This window comes from Treponema saccharophilum DSM 2985 (genome assembly GCF_000255555.1).
Lineage (GTDB): Bacteria > Spirochaetota > Spirochaetia > Treponematales > Treponemataceae > Treponema_D > Treponema_D saccharophilum.
This window is the reverse complement of the sequence record NZ_AGRW01000014.1, coordinates 1-3,675: the sequence shown is the minus strand read 5'-3', so window position 1 is coordinate 3,675 and position 3,675 is coordinate 1. Positions and strand designations below refer to the sequence as shown.

The window sequence follows — 3,675 nt, the reverse complement described above, 5'->3', positions numbered from 1 at the left end:
GAATACCCATTGCCACCATTACAAAGATAGTTAGGAAATAGAGAGGACAATACAGAATCCTGTGTATAATCTGTTCCTTTCTGCCCCTCAAACATTTTATCAAAGACACGTGTTATGCAAATTTCTTTATTTTCATTCACAGATAATATTGGATATTTTTGCTTTGAAAAAGCATTTATTATCTCTTTTAATTCATTGTCTGAATAATTGTAGATTTTATTACTCTTTAATTCTTTTTTAATTTCATCAAAAGTTATACCATTCTCATAAGTCATCACATCTTCATATTTTGGACTATCATTAAGAAAATAAATCGCAAATAAAACTTTTCTTTGGTTTTCAGAGAGCCCATCTCTAATATCAAATTCTATATTGTTATTTCTTATTTTCGTCGAAACAGTTTTTTTATTATAAATCCAAAACATATATTACCTTCATATTTGCGCCCCAAGTAGCGGGCGTCCACATAACAATTTGGCTGTACCGCAGCGGGCTTGACCCGCTGTCGGCTACGAACCTTTGTTAGGCGATACAGCTTACTTCCCAAGCAAGCATATTTCTTTATAATTACAGCGTCGCCATTTTTACAGGCTGCAGGGCATATCCAAGTTTTTGCATTATGTTTGAGAGGGTTTTATATTTTACACTTTCTGCATTTCCACTGCGAAGGTTCTGGATGGTAGTAGGAGAAACTCTTGCTTCTTTTGCCAATTCCCTTACTGAAATATTCTCCTCTTCCATTTTTTTTCAATCATGAATTCTGAGATTAAAAATTCATTGTATCCTTTTTCAAATTCATCCTTAAATTGTGGATCTTGCATCAGTCGGTCAAATGTTGTCATAGTAGGTTCCTCCTTTTACACGGGTTTCATAATCGCTCTGCATTTTTCAGTTTTCTCTTTTTCTGCAGGCGGAAGCTTCTGGCATTTTTTTTCAAATGCATTTGTTATGATTATTCTCTTTCCACTTGTAAAAAATGAAAGAAACCTGTCCGGTTTAGGCTTAAATGCCCAAATACCATCTTCCCCAAAGTTAAATTTCGTTTTGTCCGAAATTTTTCAAAAGTCTCCCATACGTTTTACCAGATACAAGAGTTTCAGCTGTTGCTGGGAATCAAGTGAATTAAAGTATCCAAAAGGCTGACTTTTATTTTTCTCTGTGTAGTACCATTCTACAGTGAACATCTCGCCTTTGTATAAAACGCAATCTTTCTTTGTTTTATCCCAATTCTAATGCAACACTACACTGTTACAAAGTCAAGTTAATCTAAGGAATTAAAGAAAAATATTTTTCCTACTTTAAAACATAATAGAAGGATCTTTGATAAATTTTTTTTTGCCACATTTGGGGCATTTTATTGCTGAACCTATAAAGAAAAAAAATATTGTATTGTTTTTTCCATAACCACGATACCCACAATTAAGACAAAATCTTGGAATATTTTCCCAAGGAAAAGGCATTCGTACATTTTGCAATTTTTTCTCCCGTAAAAAGCAGAGGAATGCAACCTCTGCTTTTTCCATACTTTAACGCTTTAAGATGACTTTGCCTTCTGATTTCTCTGTAATTTTGTATTCTCTTAGTTTGTTTAAAATTCCTATTGCAGCGCTTCCTACGGCAGCTCCAGTAGCGCCAGCGGCAATTGCACCTGCGATTCCTATTGACACAGCAGATGTTGTTGCGGCTCCAAGAGTAACTGCAGAAAATCCATATGCAATTCCTGCAACTCCAATTTCTACAGGTTCAGCAGGATCAGGAATCATTGCAGCTACAGTAGCAATAATTGCTATTGTTAGAGAACCGATACAAGCAGCCCACGCAACTTTACCTGTTGCTTTTATTTTTACAACTTTTTTTCCAAGATCACCTTCAATTTCAATTGTATCGACATTATCATGAATTGCATTGCCTAATTCTTTTTCAGTTGTTACAGTCATTGTTAAACCCTCTAATTTATTTTTTATTGCCAAAATGAGAAGATATTGCATCTCTAACAACTTTCATAACTTCGTCAGCACTTGCATTTTTTACTTGTAAAGTGCCATTATCATCATCCAAGGCTTCATAATTTCCATTTGAGTCATAAGGTCGAATTTGAACTTTTACAACCCTTTTTGATTCTGGATTGTCATAAACTTCTGATTTTTTTGGCATAAAAACCTCCGCATTTTACGTCTTCCGACTTATTTTGTTGCGAAACGAGCGTATGCGAAGTTTCGCAACAAAGGACTTTTTCAAGTCCTTTGTTCAGTGTACACTGAACAAATTTTTTAGAGAAAAAAGCTGGAGGATTTTTCTTATTGACAATAAGCGGGCCAACAGCCCGTCCACATAACAATGAGTTAAACCGCACAGGCCTTGAGCCTGTGTCGGCTTTGAACTTCTTGTTATGTGATTAATAAAATTCTACTATTCAATTAAAAACTGTTTAGCTTTTGATGGAGTAGTAGAATATGAATACTTTCCATCTTGTTGGTAACAAGTAATATTATTAGCTACATTTGCAAAGACTCTATAAAAATCTTTTTTCGACATTGCATATGTACCTTCAGGTGTTTTACAAGCAAACATATCGTCGTCTTTTAATGACTCTATTATATCTCTAAAAAAAATCAATCTATTATATGAATAACATACTTTATAATTATTAGGTCCCGTGGAATGAGTTATGCATGTTGAAATTACTTTTTTTTCATTTAATGAAAAGTTTCCCCAATGGATTTTTATTATTGAGTTTCCTAAATTGCTCGATTCTGTTAATTCTGAATTCATAGATTCTGAAACACATAATCTTTTCAAAAATTGTTTATAAGTATTTCCATATAACTCCGAAAACCTTTTTACTGCATATCTTTGGAATTTTTGATATTCGGCAATATCACTAATTCCTACATCACTTTTCTGATAAACAAAACCATTCCGTGCAGGCTTAGGAGTAAGTACATAATTTAATGGGTCCACAAAACGTAAAAAATGTGCCGTAACTATTTTTCTAGCATCATTTTTTACCTTAACATTTCGAATGAAACTATTATTAATTAATTTCCAGTCATCTAAATTACCAGCTGGAAAATAATTTTCACATATTTCTTGCATACCAACCAATTTTCCATCTATATCAAAAATCATTCCGGAATCGATAATATGTGCCAGTTTATATTCTGCATACTCAAATTTCTTCATTTTATAAAAAGCTTTTGATTTTTCTTCGCTTCCAATAAATTCACTTATTGGAAGCCAGCCTAATAGCATAGCATTCTTAAAATCGTCATAACTTAATACAGAATTTAAATAAGTCATTTTTGCGATTAATTTTCCAAATCCATTATCAGAATATGTATATGAAAAAGAATCATCTGTTTTCGTCAAAAGACATCTTCTGGGTGTTTTATTAGTATTAGAAAAAGCTCTTATTACAAATACACAATCCTCATCATCTACATATTTCATTAATAAATCGTGCCAAGCGAGAACTATTTCTTTTTTTGGTAATCTAGGTTCTATAAATTTTTCCCAAAAGCAATCTATTGTTTCTGCATAACCTTTATCAAATTCTGGCATTTTACTTTTTGCGATATTATTAAGTAAATCTTGCAAAGATTGTGAAGTCATTTTCTCTCCAATGCGCCCCAGTGCGGGCGTCCACATAACTAGCGTTTTAAACCGTAAAAACGG

General features: G+C 33.0%; 7 protein-coding genes and 1 pseudogene. All 8 read right to left on the bottom strand.

Going from position 1 to position 3,675, the window contains the following annotated elements:
• Window positions 1-425, bottom strand: a pseudogene (locus TRESADRAFT_RS00120) (hypothetical protein); the annotation flags it as partial.
• Between the two features lie 142 nt (window positions 426-567).
• On the bottom strand, window positions 568-741 hold the full coding sequence (locus tag TRESADRAFT_RS16545; RefSeq protein WP_245534309.1) for a helix-turn-helix domain-containing protein: 174 nt from the start codon (window positions 739-741) through the stop codon (window positions 568-570).
• Complete coding sequence (locus tag TRESADRAFT_RS16660; protein WP_281054617.1) at window positions 717-842, bottom strand: hypothetical protein; 126 nt, start codon at window positions 840-842, stop codon at window positions 717-719. The genes TRESADRAFT_RS16545 and TRESADRAFT_RS16660 overlap by 25 nt, the downstream gene beginning before the upstream one ends.
• A gap of 15 nt (window positions 843-857) precedes the next feature.
• Window positions 858-1,016, bottom strand: a complete 159-nt coding sequence (locus TRESADRAFT_RS16540; protein WP_245534310.1) for a type II toxin-antitoxin system RelE/ParE family toxin — start codon at window positions 1,014-1,016, stop codon at window positions 858-860.
• A gap of 282 nt (window positions 1,017-1,298) precedes the next feature.
• Window positions 1,299-1,523: a hypothetical protein gene (locus TRESADRAFT_RS15845; RefSeq protein WP_141607001.1), complete on the bottom strand. Its 225-nt coding sequence runs from the start codon at window positions 1,521-1,523 to the stop codon at window positions 1,299-1,301.
• Between the two features lie 3 nt (window positions 1,524-1,526).
• Window positions 1,527-1,970, bottom strand: a complete 444-nt coding sequence (locus TRESADRAFT_RS00110) for a hypothetical protein (protein ID WP_141606999.1) — start codon at window positions 1,968-1,970, stop codon at window positions 1,527-1,529.
• On the bottom strand, window positions 1,954-2,154 hold the full coding sequence (locus tag TRESADRAFT_RS15840; RefSeq protein ID WP_141606997.1) for a hypothetical protein: 201 nt from the start codon (window positions 2,152-2,154) through the stop codon (window positions 1,954-1,956). Before TRESADRAFT_RS15840 ends, TRESADRAFT_RS00110 begins: the two co-directional genes overlap by 17 nt.
• A gap of 255 nt (window positions 2,155-2,409) precedes the next feature.
• Window positions 2,410-3,675: hypothetical protein (locus tag TRESADRAFT_RS00105; RefSeq protein ID WP_040841740.1), on the bottom strand; the 1,266-nt coding region annotated here is incomplete at its 5' end.